The organism is Streptomyces sp. HUAS YS2 (assembly GCF_033343995.1).
GTDB classification, from domain to species: Bacteria; Actinomycetota; Actinomycetes; order Streptomycetales; family Streptomycetaceae; genus Streptomyces; species Streptomyces solicathayae.
The window spans coordinates 7,115,925-7,135,024 of the sequence record NZ_CP137573.1; the positions used below are offsets into that span (position 1 = coordinate 7,115,925).

Here is a 19,100-nt window from a genome sequence, read left to right on the forward strand (position 1 = left end):
GACGGCACCGACCCCTGTCGTCACCGTCCTCGGCAACGGTAGGCGTTTCGGCGGGGCAGCCGATTGCCAGTTCTGCCCTCCACGCCTAGCTTGGGGGCAGAATCTGCCAAGATCGGCCAAGGAGTGAACGTTGGACTCAGTGGATCTCCGGATCATCCACGAGTTGCAGGCGGACGGACGGCTGTCCAACCAGGACCTCGCCGACCGCGTCCGGCTGTCCCCCTCCCCGTGCCTGCGCCGGGTGCGGCGCCTGGAGGAGGCCGGCCTGATCAGCGGGTACACCGCGATGGTCGACCAGGTCGCCTTCGGCCTCCCGATCACCGTCTTCGTACGGATCGGCCTGGAACGCCACACCGCCGAGGCGGTCAACGTGTTCGAGCACCACGTGGGGCTCATCGACCACATCCAGGACTGCTATCTGATGGCGGGCAGCAGCGACTACCTGCTCCGCATCGTGATCGAGAGCCTGGAGGCGTACGAGCGGCTGGTCCGCACCCGGATCCATGCCATCCCCGGGATCGCCTCCATCGAGTCCAGCTTCGCCTTCGGCAGCGTCAAGCAGTCCAAGGTCTTCCCCCGGCCGTCCCCCGCCTGAGGGGCGGCGTTGCACAATGCGGGGTGTGATCGATGACGACCCGTACCTGTGGCTGGAAGACATCTCGGGCGAGGCCGCCCTCGCCTGGGTGGCCGAGCGGAACGCGGAGACCGCGGCGGCACTGGCCGGCGACCCCGGTTTCGCGGAGCTGAAGCGACGGCTGCGGGAGGTGCTGGACGCCTCCGACCGGATCCCGTACACCGTGCGGCGCGGGGCGTTCCTGTACGACTTCTGGCAGGACGCCGAGCACGTGCGCGGCGTGTGGCGGCGGACGACGCTGGAGCAGTACCGCAAGGACGCCCCCGAATGGGAGGTCCTGCTCGACGTCGACGCGCTCGCCGAGGCCGAGGACGAGAAGTGGGTGTGGGCCGGGGCGCGGGTGCGGCATCCCGCCTACGACCGGGCGCTGCTCCTGCTCTCGCGGGACGGCGGGGACGCCGTCGTGGTCCGCGAGTTCGACCTCGCCACCCGGACCTTCGTCGAGGGCGGCTTCGAGGTCGCCGAGGCGAAGACCCGGATCGGCTGGATCGACGCCGACACCGTCTTCGTCGGCACGGACCTCGGGCCCGGCTCGCTCACCGACGCGGGCTATCCGCGCACGGTACGCCGGTGGCGGCGCGGCACCCCGATCGAGGAGGCCGCGCTCGTCTTCGAGGCGGAGACGGGGGACGTGGCCGCCTGGGGCCACCGCGACACCACGCCCGGCTTCGAGCGCGAGTTCGTCGGCCGCTCACCGGACTTCTTCCGGACCGAGATGCATCTGGTGGCCGACGGCGGCGAGCTCGTCCGCATCGACGTGCCGGACGACGCCGACGCGTACATCCATCGCCAGTACCTGATCGTCACCCTCAAGTCGGAGTGGCTCGGGCACCCGGCGGGCGCCCTGCTCGCGTTCGGCTTCGACGCCTTCCTGGCCGGCGACCGCACCGCCGAGGTGCTGTTCAGCCCCGACGAACGCACCGCGCTGGCCGGACAGTCGTGGACCCGCCGCCACCTGATCCTGGAGACGATGCGCGACGTGACCACCCGCATCGAGGTGCTCACCCCGCCCACGGGCGGAGCCGGCGGCTGGACCCGCGAGCCGCTCGCGGACGTCCCGGCGCTCTCCGTGGCCGGCATCGTCGACACCGACCCCGACGTCTCCGACGAGTACTTCCTGGACGTCTCCGGATTCCTCCAGCCCTCGACTCTCTCTCGCGGTGAGATCGGTGGTGACTCGGAGATCCTCAAGCAGGCCCCGGCCCGCTTCGACGCGACAGGTCTGGAGGTGCGCCAGCACTTCGCGACCTCCGCGGACGGCACCCGGGTGCCGTACTTCGTGATCGGCCCCGACCGCACCGCCACCGGCCCCGGCCCCACGCTGCTCTACGGCTACGGCGGCTTCGAGGTCTCGCTCACCCCGTTCTACAGCGGGGTCACCGGCCGCGCCTGGCTGGAGCGCGGCGGCACGTACGTGATCGCCAACATCCGCGGTGGCGGCGAGTACGGCCCCCGCTGGCACCAGGCCGCGCTCCGCGCGGAACGGCCGCGCGCCTTCGAGGACTTCGCGGCCGTCGCCGCCGACCTCGTCGCCCGCGGCATCACCACCCCCGCGATGCTCGGGGCCGAGGGCGGCAGCAACGGCGGCCTGCTCATGGGCGCGATGCTCACCCGGTACCCGGAGCTGTTCGGCGCGATCGTCTCCGAAGTACCGCTCCTGGACATGTGCCGGTTCCACAAGCTGCTCGCCGGCGCGTCCTGGATCGCCGAGTACGGAGACCCGGGCGACGAGGCCGACCTGCCCCACCTGCGGCTGCTCTCCCCGTACCACCACCTCGCCGCGGACCGGACCTACCCGCCGGTGCTCCTGATGACCTCCACCCGCGACGACCGCGTGCACCCCGGCCACGCCCGCAAGACCGCCGCCCGGCTGCGCGAACTCGGCCACGAGGTGCTGTTCCACGAGAACACCGGCGGCGGCCACTCGGGCGCTTCCGACAACGAACAGGTCGCCCACAACGACGCCCTGGTCCACACGTTCCTCTGGCGGCATCTCACGTCCTGAGAAGAACTTCGGCGGTTTTCCGTTATCGGGCCGCGCCGCCGAGGTCTCCCATGCGCAGGGCTCGACAACAGGCGCGACAGGCAGGGTGGAACCAGGGCATGGCAGCTCAGCACGGTACGGAACTGGTCAGGGCCGCACAGGCCGGGGACCCGGGGGCGCGCGACCAGCTCGTCGCCGCCTACCTGCCCCTGGTCTACAACATCGTCGGACGGGCGTTGAACGGTCACCACGACGTCGACGACGTCGTCCAGGAGACGATGCTGCGCGCGCTCGACGGCCTCGGCCGGCTCCGCTCGCCGGACAGCTTCCGGTCGTGGCTGGTGGCCATCGCCATGAACGCCGTCCGCAGCCACTGGCACGCCCAGCAGACCGGCGTCCGCACCGGCGTCCTCGACGAGGCCCGGGACGTGGCCCAGCCCGGCGGGGACTTCGTGGACCTGACCGTGGTCCGGCTCAACCTCTCCGGCCAGCGCCGCGAGACCGCCGAGGCGACCCGCTGGCTGGAGCCCGACGACAGCGCCCTGCTGTCGCTGTGGTGGCTGGAGTGCGCCGGGGAGTTGAGCCGTTACGAGGTGGCGGTGGCCCTGGACCTGTCCACCCAGCACACCGCGGTCCGGGTGCAGCGGATGAAGGAACAGCTGGACACCGCCCGGATCGTCGTACGGGCCCTGTCGCAGAACCCGCCCTGCCCCGCCCTGCGGTCCGAGATCGGCACCTGGGACGGCCGCCCCTCCGCGCTCTGGCGCAAGCGAATAGCCCGGCACGCCCGCGCCTGCGCGCGCTGCGCCGGCCTGTGGAGCGGGCTCGTCCCGGCGGAGGGACTGCTCGCCGGACTGCTGCTGGTCCCACCGGCGGTCGCCCTGCTCGCGAGCGTCCGGGAGAGCGCGGGACCGGGGCTCGCGGGCGCCTCGTACGGGTACGCGGCGGCGGATCGGTACGGCGCGGGGGACGCGTACGGAGCGGGGGACGCGTACGGAGCGCGGGGCGCGTACGGCGAGGCGGATCCTTTCGGCGCGGGCGAACCGTACGCGCCGTCCGATCCGTACGAGGTTTCCGCCGACCCCGCCGGGTTCCCCTCGGACACCTCCGCGTCCACCGTCGCCATGCCGCCCGGCGGACGGAACGGCCGCGGCGCACGCCGCCGACGGGAGCAGCGGCGGCAGCGCGACCGCCGCCGTGCCGCCCTCGCCGCGGGCATAGCCGTGGTGACGGTCGCGGGCGGGTCGTTCTACCTGATCTCCGGTCCCGAAGAGGGCCGGGAGATCGTCGACGCGGCGGGTACGGAGGCCGCCGGGACCCCGCTGTCCGTCGCCTCGTTCCCGTCCGCCGTCCCGTCCTCGTCCTCCGCCAGCCCCTCCGCGAGCCCGAGCAAGAAGCCCTCCGCCACCCCGAGCCGCCCGGCCGAGCCCAAGCCGGCGACGAAGCCCGCCACCCGGCCCGCGTCGCCGCCGCCCCGCCCGCGCCCCACCACCGCACCGATGGACTCCGGGGCCGGCTCCACCGTCGGGCAGGTGATCGCCCTGGTCAACTCCGAGCGTTCGAAGGCCGGTTGCGGCCCGGTGACCGGGAACGACCTGCTGCACAAGGCCGCGCGGGGCCACTCCGACGACATGGCGGCGCGCGACTTCTTCGACCACACCAACCCCGACGGCGACGGCCCGGGGGAGCGCATCACGGCCGCCGGGTACCGCTGGTCGACGTACGGCGAGAACATCGCGATGGGACAGCGCACCCCGGCGCAGGTCATGGACTCCTGGATGAACAGCCCGGGCCACCGAGCCAACATCCTGAACTGCGCCTTCAAGGAGATCGGCATCGGCGTCCACGACGCCGGCGGCCCGTACTGGACCCAGGTCTTCGGCGCGCGCTGAGAGACGCTCAGGCGGCCCGGCAGTACACCGCCGGGCCGATCGGCGCCGCGGCGTCGGCCATGGCCGCGTGCCGCACGGGGCGGGCGTCGCGCGAGGTGCGCGCGGTGCCGGCGGTGGCCGCGGCGCGCGAGCGGTCGCGGGCGAAGACGACGAGGCGCAGCACCGCGAACCGCGCGAGCCCGGCGAGCGCGGAGGCGGACAGGTAGACGACCTGCTCCAGCACCGCACCGGGCTCCGCCGCCAGTTGCCGCAGGGCGAACATCGCCAAGCAGGTCACCACGTACGCGGCACCCGCCGACCCGGCCGACTGCACATGCTGCCGCCAGGTCGCGCGCCCGCCCGCGCCGAAGGTGAAGCGGGCGTGCAGCTCGGTGGCGAGCAGCGTGGAGACCACGCTGACCAGAGCGTTGGCCAGGACCCAGGGAATCCAGGAGCCGAGGGCCGCCACGGCGAAGCTGGAGGCGATCCCGACCCCGCCGCCGCAGAGCACGAAGCGGGCGAAGGCGTGGAAGGCGCCGGGAGCTGCCTGCTTCCGGCTCTGCGCTGTCTCCATCGATCCGCCCCTTTTGTCATGGCCCACCCGGTGAACGGCGCGCTCCGCGGCCCGCGAACGGGACGGCTGCGCCATCGATGGTGCCATCATGGCACACTAGTGGCGCCATAGCGAGTGAGAGTGGCGTCATGTGTGGCGTCGCGGTGGAGTGCGCGGTGGTGCGGGCGAAGCGCGGCTGCGGTGCTTCTCGATACGCTCGGCATTCGCCTGGTTCCGCGCGGCCGCGTTTCCGCCGCCTCCGAAGGGCATGTCATGACCGAGCAGGCCCCCGCCCCCGTCGTCCGGCACGTCGACGCCCGCCACCGCTACGAGATCCTCCTCGCGGGGGAGCGCGTCGGCCTGACGGCCTATCGCGACCGCGACCGGCAGCGTGTCTTCGTCCACACCGAGGTCGACGCCGCCCACTCCGGCCAGGGGCTGGCCGGGATCCTCGTCCGGGCGGCACTGACCGACGTGCGCGCCTCCGGCCGGCGCATCGTGGCCGTCTGTCCGTACGTGGCGAGGTACCTGAAGAGGCACGGGGAGTTCGCCGACATCACGGACCCGGTGACCCCCGCCGTCTTCCAGTGGCTGAACGGCGTCCTGGGCCGCTGATCCACCGCTGGGGCCGGGCCGGTCCGGCGTGGGGAATCGCCCGGCGGCGCCCGCGTTGCGGCCGGCCGTGGGCTCCTCCAGGCTCGATCCAGGGCCGAACGGTCCGACGCCATGTCACGAGAGGCGGCTTCGATGGCTTCGCGACTCAACCCGTACATCACCTTCGACGGTGATGCCCGGCAGGCCCTGGAGTTCTACCAGGGCATCTTCGGCGGCACGCTGTCGCTGAACACCTACGCGGACTTCGGCGGGGAAGACGGCCCGCCGCCCGGAGACCTCGCCGAGAAGATCATGCACGGCATGCTGGAGACCGACAGCGGCTTCACGCTCATGTGTGCCGACGTCCCGCCGGGCATGGAGTACCGGCCCGGGAACAACATCTCGGTGAGCGTGAGCGGCGAGGACGACGCCGAGCTGCGCGCGTACTGGCAGCAGCTCTCCGCCGACGGCTCGGTCTCGGTGCCGCTGGAGAAGCAGATGTGGGGCGACGTCTTCGGTATGTGCACCGACCGCTTCGGCATCATCTGGCTGGTCAACATCAACGCCCAGCAGGGCTGACCGGCCCGCTGCCGGCCTGTGCGGCAGCGCGCCCAGGGTGCACCCGGCCGCGCCGGCCGCCACCCCCTCCTCGGTGAGGCGGGAGGCGGCCGGCGCGGCTTTCCGCTGCCGCCGTCCAGCCTCCCCCTCACCCTGATCGGCGCCCTCGGTTTCGCGACCGTGCCGCCGTCGAGCCTCTTCGCCCGTGCGCGGCCGCCCCCACGCCCGCCTCGGCCGCCAGCATCGGCGCCTTCAACCTCGGCAACGCGCTCGCCGCCTGGGTCGGCGGCGTCGTCATCGCCGCGGGACTCGGCTTCACCGCCCCAACCGGGTCGGCGCGCTGCTCTCCGAGACGGCGCTGCTGCCGGCTCTCCTCGCCGCCTTCCTGGACCGGCGCACGCGTGCCGCCCGTGCCCGGACGACCGCCGTCCCGGCCCCGGTGTCCGAGGCCGCGCCCGCCCCCGTTGCGGCCGGGACACACGCCTGACGCGACGCGGCCGCCGGCTCAGGCGGGGGCGCCTCCGTCCGGCGCCGCCGCCTCCTCTTCCGTCGCCCGGCGGTCCTTCCGCAGGGCGACGTGCACCGCCCACACCACCGACACCAGCGGCACCGCGACCACGGCCCCCACGAAGCCCGCCGCGATCGAGCCCGCGATCACCGTGATCGCCACCACCAGCGGGTGCAGCCGCACCGCCCAGCTCATGACCAGCGGATGCAGCAGATGCCCCTCGATCTGGCCGATGACCACGATCAGCGCGACCACGATCCCCGCCACCAGCGGGCCCTTCGACGCGAGCGCCACGATCGCCGCGACCGCGAGCGCGATGGGCGAGCCGATCAGCGGGATGAACGCGGCCAGGAACTCGAGCAGCGCGAGCGGCAGCGCGAGCGGCACGCCGAGGAGCCAGAGCGCCACGCCCACCAGCACCGCGTTGACAGCCGCGACCAGCACGATCCCGTGCGTGTAGCCGGTGAACGTACGCCAGGCCGCGCGCCCCCCGATCTGCACCCGGCCCCGGATCGACCCGGGCAGCTGCTCCTGGAACCACGCCCACTGGCGGTCCCCCGAGTGGATGAAGAACACCGAGCAGAACAGCGCCAGGGCCAGCGTGGTCAGCACCGCCACCAGCCGGTGCGCCCCGCTCACCGCCTGGCTGAACACGGTCGAGCGATGGCTCGACAGGAACTGCCCGATCCTCGACTGGACATCGCCCAGCGCCCCCGGGTTCAGCCGGAACGGCGGCCGCTCCAGCCAGTCCTCGATGCGCCTGATGCCCTCCCGGAACTCGCGCACCAGCGTCGTCCGCTCGTCCGCCACCGTCTCGCCGACCAGCGCCAGCACACCGAGGACCAGCGCGATGCCGCCGAGCAGGGTGAGCGCGACGGCCAGCGGGCGGGGCAGCAGCCACCGCGCCACCAGGTCCGCGATCGGCCGCAGCAGCGCGGTGACCACCAGCCCCAGGAACACGGCCACGCCGATCTCGTGGAACCGCCCGAGCACGGCGAACAGGCTGTAGACGAGCGCCCCGACGACGAGCACCCGCCACGCGTAGGCGGCGGCCGTGCGGAGGAACGGGACCACCTGCGGTGGTGTGCCAGGCTGCATGAGGGTCGACGTACCACCGCGGGCCCTGCGCGCCACCTCCACGGCCCCACATTCGCCCGACCTCCGCCCGGCATTCGGCCGACCGGGTCCGGACGGGCGAATGCGCGGCCGGCCTCCGGCCCGGTCCGGTGCCGCCGCCGGGCGGTCCGCCGCCGCACGGGCGAGGATCGGGGGATGGGCGTTCTGCTGCCGGTCGTGTTCTCCCTCCTCGCCGCGTTCAGCAACGCGCTCGCCACGGTGCTGCAGCGTCGCGCCGCGCTCACGGTCCCGCAGTCCGACTCGTTCCGGCCCGGGCTGATCCTCGACCTGATGCGCCGCCCGATCTGGCTGGGCGGCATCCTCGCCGTGATCGTGGCGGGCGTCGGCCAGGCCGCGGCCCTGGCGACCGGGCCGCTGACCCTCGTCCAGCCGCTGTTCGTCCTCGAACTGCCGCTCGCGCTGCTCATCGCCTCCCTGATCGCGCGCGAGCGACTGCCCGCCGGACTGTGGGCGGCGGTGGGAGGGGTGGTCGCCGGGCTCGGCCTCGCACTCGTCGCCGCCTCGCCCGGCGGGAACCGCACCCACGTGGCGCTGGACCGGTGGGTCCCGGCGCTCGTCGTGAGCTGCGCCGTCGTGGTGGCGCTGGCCGCCGCCGGACTGCGCCGGCCCCCGGGCCGCGCCCGGGCCGGCTGCCTCGGCGCCGCGACGGCGATCTGCTACGCGCTCACCGCCGCGCTGATGAAGGCGTCCATGCACATCCTGGACGACGGCGGCCTCGACGCGTTCTTCACGAGCTGGCAGACGTACGCCTTCGCCGTGACCGGCATCGCCGCGCTGCTCCTGCTCGAACACGCCATGCAGGGCGGGCCGCTGGTCGCCTCGCAGCCCGCATTGACGCTCGGGGACGCGACGGTCAGCCTCGCCCTGGGCATCGTGCTGTACGAGGAGCACGTACGAGCCGGATGGTGGCTGCTGCCCCAGCTGGCCGGCGTCGCCCTCATCGTCCTCGGGGTCTTCGCACTGGCCCGCGGCGGCGTCCGCACCGCGTAGCAGCCCCCGGCGCGCCGGGGCTCACAGCACCGACGGCGCCGCGTGCAGCAGGCAGCCGGGCGCGGCGACCTCGGCCGCGTACAGCCGGATCAGCTCGTGCATGCGGAAGACGTACTCGGTGACCGGCTCCACCAGCTGCGTCTCGACCAGCCCGTCCAGGGCGCGGGCCGCCCGGTACGTGTCCGTCCCGAGCAGCCCGGCCACGTCGGCGACGTCGAACTCGGCGCGGTCCGAGAGGCCGAGCAGCTGGAAGGCCCGCACCGAGCGGACCCGGCCGGGCATCGGGGCGCGCAGCAGCTGCTGGTAGCTCTCCGCGATGCAGGCGCGTACGGAGACCCCCTCGGCCTGCAGTTCGTCGAGGCGGCGCGCCCGGTCGCGCAGCCGGTCGGCGAAGCCGGCCAGTGACCACTCGGGTCGGCCCACCAGACGGGCGCCGGCGATCCGCAACGCGAGCGGGTGACCGCCGCACAGCCGAACCAGTTCGAGTGCGGCGGCGTGCTCGCGGGCGAACCGCTCGCCCGTCCCGGTCAGGGCCAGGAGCCGGACGGACGCGGTCTCGTCCAGGGCCCGGACCCCGACCCGGGTGGCGAGCAGGGTCGGCAGGCTGGAGCGGCTGGTGGCCAGCACGGCGCAGGCGTTGTTGGCCGGGACCAGCGGACGGACCTGCGCGGCGTCGCGGGCGTTGTCCACCACGACGAGGAGCCGGCGGCCCGCGACGGCCGACTGGTAGCAGAGCACGGCCTCGGCGGGGGAGTCGGGGATCTGCGCGGCCGGCACGCCCAGGGCCCGCAGGAATCCGGCGACGAGGTCGTACGGGCGGGGCGGGCGCCCGTCGGGAGCGGGGGAGGCGAGGTCGGCGTAGAGCTGGCCGTCCGGGTAGAGCGGGGCCAGGTCGTGCGCGTGACGCAGTGCCAGGGCCGACTTGCCGAAGCCGCCCGGCCCGTGGAACACCACGGTGGGCGCGCCCACCGTCGGCGCCGGCGCCCCGCCCGTCGCCGCCCGGGCCATCCCGAGCTCCCGCTGCCGCCCCACGAACACGGTGCTCTCCGGCGGAAGCTGACGGGGCACCGCGTAGGGGTACGCCACGGGCCCGAGGACGGCGCCGGGTTCGCCCCGCGTGGCGGCGGCATCCTCGGCCGCGGTTCCGGACGCGGTTCCGGGCGCGGCCCTGGGCCCGGGCGACGCGGACGCGAGCGGTCCGTCGTCCGGTCCGGCGGGCGCCGGCCCGGTTCCGCCGGCGGGCCCTGCGGCACCCGACGCCGCACCGCGGACCGCCCCCTGCCCCGCGACCGCGGGACCGCGGCCGAGAGACGGGTCGCGGCGCAGGACCGCCCGGTGGATTCGGCACAGGTCCTCGCCCGGGTCCATGCCCAGCTCGTCGCGCAGCGCCGCACGGGCGTCGTTGAACGAGTCGAGGGCGCCCGCCACGTCGCCGTTGCCGTACAGGGCGACCATGAGGCGTCCGCGCAACCGCTCGTTCAGCGGATGGAGCGCGACGACGTGCCGCAGCCGCTGCACGACGCTGCCCTCGCGGCCCAGCGCCGTCTCCACCTCGACCTGCTCCTCCACGGCGCTGAGGTACGACTCGGTGAGGTGCTGGCTGAACTCGCGCAGCGCCACCCCCTGGGTGACGTCCTCCAGCGGGCCGCCGCGCCACAGGTCGAGGGCGTCGGCGTACAGCTCGGCGGCCTCGGGCAGCCGCCGCGCGGCGACGGCACGGCGCGCCGCCGCGACCTTGCCGCGGAAGCAGGGGAGGTCGAACTCGGAGTCGTCGGTCCGCAGCACGTACCCGGAGCGCGAACTGGTCAGCCGCGCCCGGGCGGTGCGCAGGTGTCCGCGCAACTGCATGACGTACGTGCGCAGGTTGGCCACGGCCGATCGCGGCGGCTCGTCGCCCCAGATCTCCCGGACCAGCGCTGCCACCGGCACCGCCCGCCCGCCGTGCGCGAGCAGCATCGCCAGCAGCACGCGCTGCTTGTCGGCGCCGATCAGGACCGGGTCGCCGGCCACGCGGAGTTCGAGCGGCCCGAGCGTACGGAACGCGACGCTCCGAGCTCTCGTACAGTCGCCGTCCGCAGTGCCGTCGCCGTCGTCCGTGCCGCCGTCGCCGCTCATGCGCCGGGCGCCCGGGGCGCGCCGAGCCGGCGCACCACGGTCCCGAGGAGCTGGTCGCCGGGGAAGAAGCCCCGGTGGCGGGAGTCGATGCTGTCGGGGTTGTCGCCCCGTACGACGAGAGAACCGGGCGGCACGGTGTCGCGCGGCCCGGCGCCCGCGGTCCCGGCCGGAACGGGCTCGCCCGGCAGCGCGGTGACCCGCTTGACGTTCCATCCGGCGCCGTGCCGGTCGGTGCCGTAGCCGCCGTCCCGCTCGGACGTCTCCGGCGGCCTGAGCACCACGACGTCCCCGCGGCGGATCCGGGCGAGCGGCCTGCGCCGTACGACGACCCGCTCACCGTCCCGGATGGCGGGCGCCATGCTGTTCCCCCGTACCGACACCACCACCACGGACGTGCGGATCCGCACGGCGGCGGCAACCGCCGCGGCCACGACCAGCACGCCCACTCCTGCGCCTAACCGTCCCCCGCGCAACTGAAGCCTCCTCAGGGATCTTCCTCAGGGATCTTCGAAGTGATCAGGAATCCTGCGTCTCTCCCGCCCCAGGTGTCAATCCCCTCCCCGGGCCCCCTTCGGACCCACCCGGGCCGCCCTTCCCGACCCTCGCCGGGCCATGATCCGCGCGCTGTATCCGCGCTGTACCCATGGCTGTACGGCTCGCTGTACGCGGCGCTCGTAGGGTCCTGAGCCGCACTGATCCACCTCCCAGGGAAACGGAAGGGGCCGACGTGAACCGAATCGTCAGGAAGCTCGGGGACCGCGTGCTGGAGCGTCTCGCGCCGAGCGCCACCGCGCAGGCGGACACCAGCTTCTACCAGTTCTGCTACTGCAGCGGTCCGTACTACTACCGCAAGCTGTGCCACGTCGTCGGCGGCTACAGCACCTGTGGTTCCTGCTACCGCTCGGGCGAGTGCTGAGCGGGCACCGACCGCGTCGGCGGCCCCGCTGCCGATGAGCCGGACCACCGGTCCGCCCCGCGTCGTGCGCGGGCGGGCCGGTGCCCTCCGGGGCCGTGGGGGCCCCGGAGTCCCGGGCACCGAACGCCGAGGAGCTGAAGGGTGTACTACGCCGGGCTCGCGGCCCGTCTCCTGCTGGTTCTCGTCTTCGTCGCCGCGGCCGCCGGGAAGTCCTGGCGGCGCGCGTCCTTCACCGGCTTCGCCGCCTCCCTCGCCGCCCTGCGGCTGTTCCCGCGCCGCCTGACCACCGCCGTGGCCGTGGCGACGGTCGGTGCGGAGGCGCTCACCGCCGTGCTCCTGGCCGTCCCCGCGACGGCGGGCGCGGGCCTCGTCCTGGCGATCGCCCTGCTCGGGGCGTTCGTCGCCGGAATCCTGGCCGCCCGGCGCGGCGGGCGGCAGGTGCCGTGCCGCTGTTTCGGGGCCACCAGCGCCCCGCTCGGCCTGCCGCACGTGATCCGCAACGCGCTGCTCGCCGTGGTCGCCGTGCTGGGCCTCGTCGCCATGGCAGCGTCCGCGCCGGGCGCCCTGCACCCCGGCGGGCTCGCGCTCGCGGGCGGCACGGCGGCGGTCGGTGCGCTGATGGTCGTCCGCATGGACGACCTGCTGGCTCTCGTGCCGCTGCTTCGCTGATGCCCCGCTCGTCCACTCGCCGAGCCCTTGATCCGAGCCGAACCCCGCTGACTGGAGTATGAGATGGCCTTCCTCGTCGTCGCGCTGGTGCTCGTCGCCGCGCTCTGCGTCTTCCAACTCGTCCTCGTCCTCGCGGTGCTGCGCCGGCTGCGCGAGCACGAGACCCGGTTCGAGCAACTGGCGCGGTCCCGGGGCCCGATGGACGCCTACGACCCGAACGAGCTCGTCGGCCGTCGTATCCCCGAACTCGCCGCGCACACCGGTGGGGAGCCCCGCACGGTCGGCTTCTTCTCGGTCGGCTGCGAGGCCTGCCACGAGCAGGCGCCGGAGTTCGTGGCCGCCGCGGGGGTGGGCGACGCCTCGGCGATCGTCGTCGGCGCCCCGGCCGACGAACTGACCGGCCTGCTGGGCGGCGTGCCGGTCGTCGTCACCGGCGAGGAGGCCGACGGGCTGATGAGGGCCGTCGACGTCAAGGCGTTCCCGACCTTCCTCCGGGTCGACGGGGACGGCGTGATCGTCCGCGCCGGCATTGCCGTGGCGGACCTGCCCGCCGCGACCCCCGCGCTGTGACGGCAGGCCGGGCCGTGGGTCCGGACGACGGCCCGGAAGCGGGCCCCGGCCGGGCCGCGCGCGTCTGCGCCGTACGGCATCTGCGGACCGTCTGGGGCGCCTGCTGGGCGGCGGCGCCGTGGGTCTGGGCCGGGCACCTGCCCGTCGCGGTGGCAGCCGGGCTCGTCCCGCCGGCCACGGCCTGGCTGACGAAACTCCTGGTGGACGACCTCACCCAGGGCCGGGGCGGGCACGCCCTTGCCTACGCGGCGGGGCTCGGCGCGGTCGGCCTGTTCGGCGCGCTGCTGCCGCACGCCGGCGAGTACCTGCGCGGCGAACTGGGCCGCCGGATGGACCGGTTGCTGCGGGACCGGCTGCACACGGCGGTGAACGGCTTCCTCGGCCTGTCGCGGTTCGAGGACCCGCACCACCTGGACCGGCTGCGGATGGCGACCCAGGCGTCCGGGGGCTCGCTGTCGCCGGTGACCGGCGGCACGGCGGAGATCGGCCGCAACGTCGTCGCGCTGCTGAGCCTGCTCGCCACCCTGTTCGTGCTCAGCCCGGTGATGGCGGTGGTGGTGTTGCTCGCGGCCGTGCCGGTGCTGATCGCCCGGCTCGCCCTGTCCCGGCGGCGCGTCGGGATGCTGGCCGCCACGTCGTCCGCGATGCGCCGGGAGCTCTTCTACTCGGCGCTGCTGACGGAGGAACAGGCGGCCAAGGAGGTCCGGCTGTTCGGCCTCGGCGGCTTCCTCAAGGGCCGCATGCTCGACGAGCTCACCGGCATCCAGGCCGCCGAACGCCGCCTGGACCGCAAGGAAGCCGCCGTGCAGGGCACCCTCGCCGCGCTGTCCGCGGCGGTCGCCGGCGGCGGCCTGGTGTACGCGGTGGACGCCGCGCTCGCCGGGCGCCTCACCGCGGGCGACGTGACCGCGTTCGTGGCCGCGGTCGCCGGTGTCCAGGCGGCGCTCGTCGGCCTCGTCACCGGCCTCGCGCAGGCGCACGAGGCGCTGCTGCTCTTCTCGTACCACGCCGACGTCACCGAGCTGCCCGACGACCTCGCCTCGGGCGGCGCGCACGACCTGCCGGCCCTGCGCCGCGGCATCGAGCTGCGCGACGTGTGGTTCCGGTACCACGACGACCACCCGTGGGTGCTGAAGGGCGTCGACCTCTTCATCCCCTTCGGGCAGTCGCTCGCCGTCGTCGGACTCAACGGGGCGGGCAAGAGCACCCTGATCAAGCTGCTCTGCCGGTTCTACGACCCGGTGCGCGGCTCGGTGCACTGGGACGGCACGGACCTGCGCGACATCGCCCCGGACGAGCTGCGCCGGCGCATGGGCGTGCTGTTCCAGGACTTCATGAACTACGACCTCACCGCGCGCGAGAACATCGGCGTCGGCGACCTCGACGTCCTCGGCGAGCCGGACCGGATCCGGGAGGCCGCCGAACTCGCGGGCGCCCACGACATGGTGAGCGCGCTGCCGCAGGGGTACGACACCCTGCTCAGCCGGATCTTCTTCGCGGACGGCGACGATCCGACGGCGGGAACGGTGCTCTCCGGCGGCCAGTGGCAGCGGCTGGCCCTGGCCAGGGCGCTGCTGCGGCAGGGCCGGGACCTGCTGATCCTGGACGAGCCGAGCGCGGGCCTGGACGCCCAGGCGGAGCACGAGGTGCACGCGGGCCTGCGCAGGCACCGCGAGGGACGCACCAGCCTGCTGGTCTCCCACCGACTCGGCGCGGTCCGCGAGGCCGACACGATCGTCGTCCTCGACGGCGGCCGCATCACCGAACGCGGCACCCACGACGAACTGATGGCGGCGGGCGGCGTGTACGAGCACCTGTTCACAGTCCAGGCGGAGGGCTACACGGTCGACGCGTAGCGCGCCCCCGGGGGCGCGCCTCGTACCCTGGGGGCCGTATCGTCGTACCGCCTTGCGAGGAGCCCCCATGGGACGTCTGCCCGGTCTGCTGGGGATCCCGCGGCTTTTGAGGCACATCGGAGCGACCGGGGCCGGGCTGCCGGCAGACGACGAGCTGGAGTTCGACGCGCCCGACCCGCGCGTGCGCGCGGCCTGCGAGGCCGTTCGGGAGGGGCGGTTCGGGCCGGCGGAGGAGCTGCTCGCGGCGACCCGTGAGGCCGCCGACTGGGGGCTGCGGACCCGGGCCGCCCGGGCGCTCGCCGAGGTGCTGCTCGACGGCCCCGGACGGATCGAGGCGTGGTCCGAGCGGAGGCCCGGCGACCGTGACGTCGCGATCGTCCGCGCCGAGGCGGCCGTTGCCCAGGCCTGGGCCGTACGGACCGGCGCGCGGGCCTCCGAGGTGTCCGCGGAGCAGTTCGAGGGCTTCCGCGCACTGCTCACCGACGCCGTACCGGTCCTGGACGAGGCGGTCGCGCTCAACGAGGGCGACCCGACCCCGTGGGTGACCGTGCTCGCCCACGACACCGGCTCGGCCGCGCCCCTGGAGGACTTCCAGGACCACCTCGCCGGCGCCCTGGCGCTCGACCCGCACAACTGGGCCGCCCACGCCCGCGCCGTGCAGTTCCTCGCCGCCAAGTGGTACGGCTCGCACGAGGAGATGTTCGCCCACGCCGAGCGCGCGGCGGCCGCGAGCCCGCCGGGCCATCCGCTGCGCGGGCTGCCCGTCGTCGCGCTGTCCGAACTCGCCCTGGACGAACGGCTCGACGGCGACGCGGCGACCAAGTACGGCCCCCTCTCCCAGCGTCGCGTCGATGCCGCGGTGGCGGCTGCCCGCGCACTCTCCGAGTCCCGCCCGGCCGGCGATCCCGAGCTGGCGGTGGTCCGCAACCATCTCGTCTGGGCACTGATCCGCGACGGCCGACCCGCCGTGGAGATCCTCGACGCCTTCCGGGCCGTCGGGCGGCACGTCACCCCGTACCCGTGGTCGTACCTGGGCGGCCTGTCCGTGTTCACGGAGTTCCGCTCGGGCGTCCGCGCCCAAGTGGCCCAGGAGACGCCGTTCTTCGGCGGTACCGTCGGCCCACCCCGGCCGGACGAGGCCGCCGCGGACGCGGGCGGCGCTCGCCGCGAACTCGCCCTCGTACCAACAACGGTCGCCCAGGTCACCGAGGCCGTGCTGCTCACCGGCGTCACCTACCGCATGGCGCCCCTCAAGGGCCGAACATCCGTCACCGTCGTCGAGACGGCCCCCTCGCAGGAACCGCGGACCGGGAAGCGCGGCAGGCGTCCCGGCCTGCGCCGCGCGCTCCTCGGCGAGGGCGACCTCGTCCGGCTCGCCCGGTCGTTCACCACCGGCGAGCCCTGGCCGGTGCTCGTCGTGTCGAGGTTCGCCGACCGGTACGGGCTGAGCCTGGTGCGCGACCGCACCGTCGTGGCGACCCACTACTGGCAGGGCCCCGACGGGATCCCCACCCAGGAGGAGGCCGCCGGCACCGCCGCCGCGCTCGTGTCCGCCTTCCGGAAGGCGGACGAGCGGCAGGTCGCCGCCGCCCTCCGCGACCCGGGCACGGACCGCGCCCCCGTCGACGCCGCGCTCGCGGCCCTGCGCCTGCCCGCGCTGCCCGAGGGCTACGGCGAGCGGTACGAGGTCCTGGCGGACGATCCGAGGGCGAAGCTGGTCACCAAGCGGTCCCTGCGCGCCGCCCTGCGGGAGTCCCTCCGCGACGACCCCGCGGACCCGGCGCGCGAACTGCCGCCGCTCGGCCTGTGACGACGAACGGCCGGCCCCGCAGTGCGCGGGACCGGCCGTCCGGAGGTCGAGGGCGAGGAAAGCGAACGAACTAGATTCAAGGAGTGGTGAGAAGGAAGCCTGTTCATGGCCTCGCCACGATGAACCGTAGCAGTCAGGCGGGAATCACGTCGCGCAGATTTTCCGGCGTGAGGACGCGGGACCCGTCGGGGAGCCCGTCGGGGCGCTGCAGACCGATGAAGGTGACCGGGCCGTCCGGCAGCCTCACTCCGTCCCACAGGGTCACGTCGTCCGCCGACTCGGCCATCAGGTGGACGAGGTGACGAACGGTCAGGTGGTCGCGCTCGACGGCGGCCCGCACCAGCATCGAGACGGAGACCCGGTTGGTCTCGACCTGATTGGTCGCCGGGCTGCCCTTCAGGTAGAAGTGCAGCCACTTGGCGGTCCACCGGCCGTCCTCGTCCCGCGCGAACACCAGCGGCAGCGCGACCCGGCCCGTCCCGCGCAGCTCCGACTTCATGCGCACCGTACGCGGCTCGAACGGCCGGCCCTGCTGGTCGCCGTCGCGCAGCATGAAGCCGAAGAAGGACTCGGCGGTCTCCTCGAAGCCCTCGCCCGAGTAGATGTCGACCTGCGGCACGATGTACGGGCCGCGGGCCGCGCCCAGCCTGAGGTTGATGAACTCCGAGGCGCCGTCGGGCGCGTCGGTGATGTCGCCGGAGTGCACGCCCTCCACCTGGGTCAGCGCCGTCCAGGACAGCCAGGAGAGCATCGAGTAGTCGGTGTTCAGCATCAACGCCGACAGGTCGTAGTCCGTCGTGCGCGCGGTCTGCTTCCAGTACACGAAGAAGCGCAGCAGCTCGCCGTCGACCGGGGTCACCGAGCCGCGGGGCAGCACGCCGAGCCCGGCCGAGGTCGCCTTGCCGCTGAGCGGCAGCGCCACGTCGAGGATGTCGGGGTCGACCAACAGCCGCCCGGGGGCGGGGAGTCGACGGCGCGTCTCCGCGTCCAGCGCCTCGATCAGCCGCTCGCGGTGCGTCGCCGGCAGGTCCGCACGCGTGTCGGGCTGCGCCCAGGCGCGTCCGCCGCGGTTCACGTGGATCCGCGGCGCCGCGGAGGCTTCGGGACGCCGGTTGTGCAGATGCTCCCGCACGGACAGCACGACCCGCCCGGCCACCTGCGGCGCCACCTCGACGGCCGCCGCCACCACGGCGTCCCGCACGTCGCGCTGCCGCTCCGGGGTCTCCTCCCAGGCCGCGCGCAGCAGCCGGTCCAGGGACCGGAACAGCCTGCCCGGCGCGGACTTCAGCAGCTCGGTCGCCCCGGCGACGTCACCGCGGTCGAGCAGCTCCTCCACCCGGCTGTCGAAGGACCGCACGGTCTTCTCGCCGCGGGCGACGGCGAACACCTCCGCCGCATGCGGCCACCGCGGGTACTCGTGCGGGTGCAGCCGCTCGCCGAGCCGCTTCCACGCCTCGCGGTGCGCGGCGACGTCGGCCAGCTTGGCCGGCGACGCGGCGACGACGGAGTCCAGACCCGCCAGCAGTGCCCGGCGCACCGGACGCGACATCCCGCGGAACCGCGTCGGCTCCCGCAGGGTCACGTCGCCCTCCGCGAGCGCGCAGGCGAGCCGCAGCACGTCGGTGACGGTGTCGAGGAGCAGGCCGGCCCCGACGCCCAGCCGGGCACGGTTGACGACGGCGCGGTTCTCCCGGACCGGGATCTCCTCGGGCTGCGGGCCGGCCACGCACGCCTCCGCGAGCACGGCGAGGTCCGCCAGCGCCTCCTCGCCCAGTGGCGTGGAGCTGCCGGCGAGCGCCAGGTACAGCGCGGTGACCTCGGTCTCCGCGTCACCGCCGAGGTGCAGCACGATCTGGCGGTCGCCGGCCGCCGGGATCAGCTCGTCGTGGGCGGCGAGCATCTCCTCGTACGTGTGGCGGTAGGTGCCGTACGAGGGGAGCGTGAGCAGGTTCAGCACCCCGCTCGACAGCTGGGCGAGCGTGCTCTCGCGCGTCGCGTCGTCGGCGAGGGCCTCGGCGACGCAGCTCGCCCAGAACGCGACGGTGTCGGGCACGTTGGCGGGGAAGTCGAGGAAGTAGACGTTGTGCTGTACGTGGTCGCCGACCATCCGGCGCACGGTCTCCAGGGTCCGCTCGGCGGTCTCGCGCACGGCGTCCGGGGACAGCCCGCCCAGGTGCTTCATGAGGTCTGCCGAGAGCTTGAAGCCGACGGACATCAGCACGGCGTCGAACTGCCGCGCCACGGCCTCGCCCTGCCCGGCCGGTCCGGCCGGGGCGGGGAGTCGGAGGGTGTGACGGACGACCAGGGGTTCGAGAGCGTGGACAACCATTCCGGC

General features: G+C 74.3%; 16 protein-coding genes. 11 read left to right on the plus strand and 5 right to left on the minus strand.

Going from position 1 to position 19,100, the window contains the following annotated elements; all coding sequences use genetic code 11:
* Positions 1-139: 139 nt before the first annotated feature.
* From R2D22_RS32575 to R2D22_RS32585, 3 genes are all read left to right on the plus strand, one after another.
* Positions 140-595, plus strand: a complete 456-nt coding sequence (locus tag R2D22_RS32575) for an Lrp/AsnC family transcriptional regulator (RefSeq protein ID WP_318110122.1) — start codon at positions 140-142, stop codon at positions 593-595.
* A gap of 16 nt (positions 596-611) precedes the next feature.
* Positions 612-2,639, plus strand: a complete 2,028-nt coding sequence (locus tag R2D22_RS32580; protein ID WP_318108648.1) for a prolyl oligopeptidase family serine peptidase — start codon at positions 612-614, stop codon at positions 2,637-2,639.
* Between the two features lie 98 nt (positions 2,640-2,737).
* Positions 2,738-4,510, plus strand: a complete 1,773-nt coding sequence (locus R2D22_RS32585; protein WP_318108649.1) for a sigma-70 family RNA polymerase sigma factor — start codon at positions 2,738-2,740, stop codon at positions 4,508-4,510.
* Between the two features lie 7 nt (positions 4,511-4,517).
* On the opposite strand, the gene R2D22_RS32590 is transcribed toward R2D22_RS32585, so the two are convergent.
* Positions 4,518-5,063 (minus strand): GtrA domain-containing protein, encoded by a 546-nt coding sequence (locus R2D22_RS32590; RefSeq protein ID WP_318108650.1) that lies wholly within the window; start codon positions 5,061-5,063, stop codon positions 4,518-4,520.
* 252 nt (positions 5,064-5,315) lie between these two features.
* On the opposite strand from R2D22_RS32590, the gene R2D22_RS32595 reads away from it, so the two are divergent.
* Positions 5,316-5,657, plus strand: a complete 342-nt coding sequence (locus R2D22_RS32595; protein ID WP_318108651.1) for a GNAT family N-acetyltransferase — start codon at positions 5,316-5,318, stop codon at positions 5,655-5,657.
* A gap of 132 nt (positions 5,658-5,789) precedes the next feature.
* On the plus strand, positions 5,790-6,215 hold the full coding sequence (locus tag R2D22_RS32600) for a VOC family protein (RefSeq protein ID WP_318108653.1): 426 nt from the start codon (positions 5,790-5,792) through the stop codon (positions 6,213-6,215).
* Between the two features lie 484 nt (positions 6,216-6,699).
* Here R2D22_RS32600 and R2D22_RS32610 read toward each other — a convergent pair whose 3' ends face one another.
* A complete protein-coding gene (locus R2D22_RS32610) occupies positions 6,700-7,800 on the minus strand; it encodes an AI-2E family transporter (protein WP_318108655.1) in 1,101 nt (366 codons plus the stop codon).
* 174 nt (positions 7,801-7,974) lie between these two features.
* On the opposite strand from R2D22_RS32610, the gene R2D22_RS32615 reads away from it, so the two are divergent.
* Complete coding sequence (locus R2D22_RS32615; RefSeq protein WP_318108657.1) at positions 7,975-8,829, plus strand: DMT family transporter; 855 nt, start codon at positions 7,975-7,977, stop codon at positions 8,827-8,829.
* A 21-nt stretch (positions 8,830-8,850) separates the two neighbouring features.
* Here the strand turns inward: R2D22_RS32615 and R2D22_RS32620 are convergent, their stop codons facing one another.
* Positions 8,851-10,944: an AfsR/SARP family transcriptional regulator gene (locus tag R2D22_RS32620; protein WP_318108659.1), complete on the minus strand. Its 2,094-nt coding sequence runs from the start codon at positions 10,942-10,944 to the stop codon at positions 8,851-8,853.
* Entirely contained in the window at positions 10,941-11,384 is a 444-nt protein-coding gene (locus tag R2D22_RS32625; RefSeq protein ID WP_318108661.1) for a S26 family signal peptidase, read from the minus strand. Before R2D22_RS32625 ends, R2D22_RS32620 begins: the two co-directional genes overlap by 4 nt.
* A 287-nt stretch (positions 11,385-11,671) precedes the next feature.
* Here R2D22_RS32625 and R2D22_RS32630 point away from each other — a divergent pair, with 287 nt between their 5' ends.
* The 5 genes from R2D22_RS32630 to R2D22_RS32650 all read left to right on the plus strand — a co-directional run bounded on the left by R2D22_RS32630 (position 11,672) and on the right by R2D22_RS32650 (position 16,765).
* Positions 11,672-11,860 carry a hypothetical protein gene (locus tag R2D22_RS32630; RefSeq protein ID WP_318108662.1) on the plus strand — a complete coding sequence of 63 codons (189 nt, stop codon included), beginning with the start codon at positions 11,672-11,674 and terminating at the stop codon, positions 11,858-11,860.
* Between the two features lie 141 nt (positions 11,861-12,001).
* Positions 12,002-12,529 carry a MauE/DoxX family redox-associated membrane protein gene (locus R2D22_RS32635; protein WP_318108664.1) on the plus strand — a complete coding sequence of 176 codons (528 nt, stop codon included), beginning with the start codon at positions 12,002-12,004 and terminating at the stop codon, positions 12,527-12,529.
* Positions 12,530-12,592: 63 nt separating this feature from the next.
* The gene (locus tag R2D22_RS32640) at positions 12,593-13,099 is read left to right on the plus strand and encodes a hypothetical protein (protein ID WP_318108665.1); all 507 of its coding nucleotides are present in this window, start codon (positions 12,593-12,595) and stop codon (positions 13,097-13,099) included.
* On the plus strand, positions 13,096-14,955 hold the full coding sequence (locus tag R2D22_RS32645; RefSeq protein WP_318108667.1) for an ABC transporter ATP-binding protein: 1,860 nt from the start codon (positions 13,096-13,098) through the stop codon (positions 14,953-14,955). Before R2D22_RS32640 ends, R2D22_RS32645 begins: the two co-directional genes overlap by 4 nt.
* Before the next feature lie 67 nt (positions 14,956-15,022).
* Positions 15,023-16,765, plus strand: a complete 1,743-nt coding sequence (locus tag R2D22_RS32650) for a hypothetical protein (RefSeq protein WP_318108668.1) — start codon at positions 15,023-15,025, stop codon at positions 16,763-16,765.
* A 133-nt stretch (positions 16,766-16,898) separates the two neighbouring features.
* Here the strand turns inward: R2D22_RS32650 and R2D22_RS32655 are convergent, their stop codons facing one another.
* Complete coding sequence (locus tag R2D22_RS32655; protein ID WP_318108671.1) at positions 16,899-19,094, minus strand: TerD family protein; 2,196 nt, start codon at positions 19,092-19,094, stop codon at positions 16,899-16,901.
* Between the last annotated feature and the right edge of the window lie 6 nt (positions 19,095-19,100).

What these genes read in the sequence shown, in the direction of transcription:
- R2D22_RS32580 (WP_318108648.1), top strand. Translation starts at nt 612, where the DNA reads ATGCGGGGTGTGATCGATGACGACCCGTACCTGTGGCTGGAAGACATC.
- R2D22_RS32585 (WP_318108649.1), top strand. Translation starts at nt 2,738, where the DNA reads ATGGCAGCTCAGCACGGTACGGAACTGGTCAGGGCCGCACAGGCCGGG.
- R2D22_RS32590 (WP_318108650.1), bottom strand. Translation starts at nt 5,063, where the DNA reads ATGGAGACAGCGCAGAGCCGGAAGCAGGCAGCTCCCGGCGCCTTCCAC.
- R2D22_RS32595 (WP_318108651.1), top strand. Translation starts at nt 5,316, where the DNA reads ATGACCGAGCAGGCCCCCGCCCCCGTCGTCCGGCACGTCGACGCCCGC.
- R2D22_RS32600 (WP_318108653.1), top strand. Translation starts at nt 5,790, where the DNA reads ATGGCTTCGCGACTCAACCCGTACATCACCTTCGACGGTGATGCCCGG.
- R2D22_RS32610 (WP_318108655.1), bottom strand. Translation starts at nt 7,800, where the DNA reads ATGCAGCCTGGCACACCACCGCAGGTGGTCCCGTTCCTCCGCACGGCC.
- R2D22_RS32615 (WP_318108657.1), top strand. Translation starts at nt 7,975, where the DNA reads ATGGGCGTTCTGCTGCCGGTCGTGTTCTCCCTCCTCGCCGCGTTCAGC.
- R2D22_RS32620 (WP_318108659.1), bottom strand. Translation starts at nt 10,944, where the DNA reads ATGAGCGGCGACGGCGGCACGGACGACGGCGACGGCACTGCGGACGGC.
- R2D22_RS32640 (WP_318108665.1), top strand. Translation starts at nt 12,593, where the DNA reads ATGGCCTTCCTCGTCGTCGCGCTGGTGCTCGTCGCCGCGCTCTGCGTC.
- R2D22_RS32650 (WP_318108668.1), top strand. Translation starts at nt 15,023, where the DNA reads ATGGGACGTCTGCCCGGTCTGCTGGGGATCCCGCGGCTTTTGAGGCAC.
- R2D22_RS32655 (WP_318108671.1), bottom strand. Translation starts at nt 19,094, where the DNA reads ATGGTTGTCCACGCTCTCGAACCCCTGGTCGTCCGTCACACCCTCCGA.